Source organism: Candidatus Allofontibacter sp., from assembly GCF_040404065.1.
GTDB lineage: Bacteria > Pseudomonadota > Alphaproteobacteria > Pelagibacterales > Pelagibacteraceae > Fontibacterium.
Map to the genome: position 1 here is coordinate 1 of NZ_JBBAJM010000006.1, position 3,502 is coordinate 3,502.

Annotated in this window: 5 protein-coding genes; 2 read left to right on the top strand and 3 right to left on the bottom strand. The window is 28.9% G+C overall.

Annotated features, from left to right (window positions below; all coding sequences use genetic code 11):
• Positions 1 to 908: hypothetical protein (locus AC8IG9_RS06435; RefSeq protein WP_507425990.1), on the bottom strand; the 908-nt coding region annotated here is incomplete at its 3' end.
• A 23-nt stretch (positions 909 to 931) separates the two neighbouring features.
• Between AC8IG9_RS06435 and AC8IG9_RS06440 the strand changes: the two genes are divergently transcribed.
• Positions 932 to 1,129, top strand: a complete 198-nt coding sequence (locus tag AC8IG9_RS06440) for a hypothetical protein (RefSeq protein ID WP_507425991.1) — start codon at positions 932 to 934, stop codon at positions 1,127 to 1,129.
• Between the two features lie 437 nt (positions 1,130 to 1,566).
• Here the strand turns inward: AC8IG9_RS06440 and AC8IG9_RS06445 are convergent, their stop codons facing one another.
• The gene (locus AC8IG9_RS06445) at positions 1,567 to 2,385 is read right to left on the bottom strand and encodes a hypothetical protein (protein ID WP_507425992.1); all 819 of its coding nucleotides are present in this window, start codon (positions 2,383 to 2,385) and stop codon (positions 1,567 to 1,569) included.
• Positions 2,386 to 2,460: 75 nt separating this feature from the next.
• Positions 2,461 to 2,736, bottom strand: coding sequence for a hypothetical protein (locus AC8IG9_RS06450; RefSeq protein WP_507425993.1), 276 nt, complete (start codon positions 2,734 to 2,736; stop codon positions 2,461 to 2,463).
• A gap of 159 nt (positions 2,737 to 2,895) precedes the next feature.
• Between AC8IG9_RS06450 and AC8IG9_RS06455 the strand changes: the two genes are divergently transcribed.
• Positions 2,896 to 3,138, top strand: a complete 243-nt coding sequence (locus tag AC8IG9_RS06455) for a hypothetical protein (protein ID WP_507425994.1) — start codon at positions 2,896 to 2,898, stop codon at positions 3,136 to 3,138.
• Positions 3,139 to 3,502: the final 364 nt, after the last annotated feature.

Below are 3,502 nucleotides of genomic sequence, written 5' to 3' on the forward strand. Positions count from 1 at the left end.
GCTTGAATAGGAGATGCTGCACGAGGTGGAGTTGATGTTGATGATGATGATGATGATGTTGACGATGATGAAGATGATGAAGACAAAACAGAAGGAGTTACTATCGCTGGAGCAGAACGAGCTGCATTTAGGCGAGCTGCCAAAGCAGCTGCAATTGGTGCATTTCTAGCTGCATTTCTTGCTGCAAGAGCAGCTGCATTTCGTTGAGCGTTTACTGCGATTCCATTGTCCGCCTCAGCTTGCCTTTGGTCAGCTATTTTTTTAAAATCACCAATAGCTCTTTGCGTTTCTGCATCTGCTTTTTCTTGTTTCATTTGAGCCCTTGCAGCAACGCTTGGGTTTGGAATCATCGCATTTGGGTCAGCTGGGTCAGGAATTTGTGCCTGAGTATCGTCATAAGATGCTCCTTCTTGGGTCATTTTTGCAATAATATTCACAAAAACATTCTTATCCATTTTTGTTACATCTTTTTGAATTTTTCTTAATATTAAAGCCCAGTTATCATTTAAAAATCTTATTTGAGCTGGATTTAATCGGTCTATAATGTATTCTACATTTGACTCATCTGCTATCAACGCTATGTTTGCCATTGCGTGTTGTTTTTGAATAAAATCGTCTTGACCTTGTGAGTTCATCTCTTCCGTAATTATTTTTGATAGAGGTTTTGAATCAGTAACAGAAACTAAGTTAGAATACTGTTTCTGTTGCTTGTCTCGCCAAATTGCTTCATTTTCCAAGTTCGTTCGTTGCATATTCTGAATTGTAATCTTTCTTAGTCTAGCTTCTTCTAAAATGTTCGCTTGTTGAGGAGATAATTTGTCAGCGGAGAGAGAAACATATGTTGCCATTTTTATACAATAAAGCAATATTATTTTTTTAATTTCATTGCTTTTTTCTTTTTTTTGCATTAAAATATATTCTTAAATATATAATGACAGACCTTTCGGAAACATTTTGGCTAACTCTTATGGCGACAGGCTCGGCAATCGTTGCTTTAGTAATTAAAAAATTGAGTTCTTCAAAATGTGATGAAGTCTCGTGTTTTGGGATTCGTATTCATAGGAAAGTAGAACTTGAACAAGAAGACATAGAATCAAAAAATGACTCTGTTAGACCACCAGATTTGTAAATTTTATTAAATTCTTTCTAAATTAACTAAAATTAAATTTTAAATCATAAAGCACGAAAGAACATTAAAATACAATGGCTTAGAAGGGGATATATATATTACTTTGATTTAACAATTTTAACAATTTTTTAACAATTTTAACAATTTTTTTAACAATTTTAACAATTTGTTAAAAAATTGTTAAAAAATTGTTAAGTCAAAAATTATATACTACACAAGTTTTTCCAAAAAATCAATAAATATAGATATAAAATCAAAGAAATATGCGCATTTTCCTTGATTTTATATATAGAACCTCTGATTTTCTCTCTTTCTATCTTTTTTCCCAAGAGTAAAAAGGGAAATGAAAAAACCGCAAATATTTTGCGGCTTTTTGAAAAGCCAAAAGACTTTCTGACTTTTATTGGTTTTAATGATATTTAGTTGTATATATATAATTAAACTGATTTGTCAATTTTAGTAAAACTAGTGATATTTTTTATTACTTTATTGTAATTGTTATCCTTCTCACAAAATCCTGTAGTGCAAGCTAATATTATTTTCATAGATTTATCGTGAGTTTTTGTTTGTGTATTATTCCACTCAGGATTTTTTTGTTCCCATTCAGATTTTCCAAAATGAAAAATTTTATTATATATTGTCCCAAAAGTTTTATTAATAAGTGTATTATTATCTTCTTTCAACCATTGTCCATTTGATTTAACACAAAATGATTGTCTGTCAATATCTCTGCAATACAATGGTCTTTTTAAAGCGTCAAATTTATTATATTCTCTTTTAAAAACTGTTGTTATTACTTCCGACCAACTTTTAGTAAGAAAGCTGTCATAATCTTTCCAGTCAACATCAACATTGTTTGCAAATTCTAAAATGTCAATGCCTTCGCTACATTTGTTTTTCAAAAAGTCGTCTAAACAAAACGATTTTTTAGAACTTATTTGCTGCGGTATTGATTGAATTATTGGAGGTCTCATACCTTGTTCTCTCAGAATGGCTATGGTTTCATCTTTACATTCCAATTTGGCTTTTAATTCGCAATTTTCTTTTTCTAAATCTTTTAGCTTTTCTTTGAGCATTTCAATCTCATTGCGAAGTTCCTCTTGTTCTTCGGAAGAAGAATTATTTTGATTTATTGTAACATTGACTTCAATATTAGTTTCAACACAGTTTTTCTTCTTAGCTTCGTGACTTTGAAGCCTTTGTTTAGTCGCAAATAAACTATCACATTTTGAACATTGGAATCTATTTGTAGACATTGTATCTGGTATATATATATTACACAAAATATTTTTAAGCCTTTTAACTTAAATATATTTTAAAATCAATTTTTTTTATTCCTCAATATTTTGTTCTATTTCTTCTGTTTTAATTTCACAGTCGGATATTTTATTGAGTTCTTTTCTTCTATAATAGCTTTCTCTAGCTTGTTTCCTTTTTCTTTCAACAAATGTAGGGTCTTCTTTTTTTTTTAAATAGTTTTCATTTCGGTTCTTCTTAATCATTTCTTTTTTTTCTGGATTTTGTTTGTATTTATAAATAGCCCTTTTTTGAGCAGGTGTGTAGCTTGAATATACATAAACTATTTTTTCGTCTTTTTGTTCTTCCATTATATATATATACAGCGTAAAATATTTCTAAATCTTTTCTTTAAATATATTTATATATTAAGAATGGAATGTTTTATTTGTTTAGAGCCTAACAATTGCACAGAGAAAATGCAATGTTGTAAGCAATATGCTCACAAATCTTGTATGTTAAAGTGGAAAATGAATCACAATAAAAAACATTTACTAAAATGTCCTTGTTGTAGAGAAATAATTATTAACGATATATTCATTCCATTGGAGTTATATAATTTGCCAATAAGTTTTTATAAACCAGCTTATAAATTTGCAGCTGAATCTGAATCTGAATCCGAATCCGAATCCGATAGTAAAGACGAATATGACGCAGAAGAACACGATGAATACTCATTTTATGTTCTTAAAAATAAAAAGACAAAAAAATAATTAACAATTGTTTAACAATTATTTAACAATTGTTTAACAATTATTTAACAATTTTAACAATTTTTAACAATTTTAACAATTGATAAAAACAAATTTACAAAAATCTTGCAAAAAAGCAAGAAATAATATATATTTTAGCTTATTTGGCTTAGAGAATGACCCATTTCTCTCTTTCTATCTTTTTTTCCAAGAGTGAAAAGGGAAATGAAAAAACCGCAAATATTTTGTGGTTTTTAAGAAAGCCAAAAGACTTTATGACTTTTTTTGTTCAAGAGAGAAAGAGTATTAAAATCTAATCTTAAATTAAGAATGTCCTTGAAAAAATTGCAGCAAATGAGATTAACAGATTTCCAAATAAACGAAG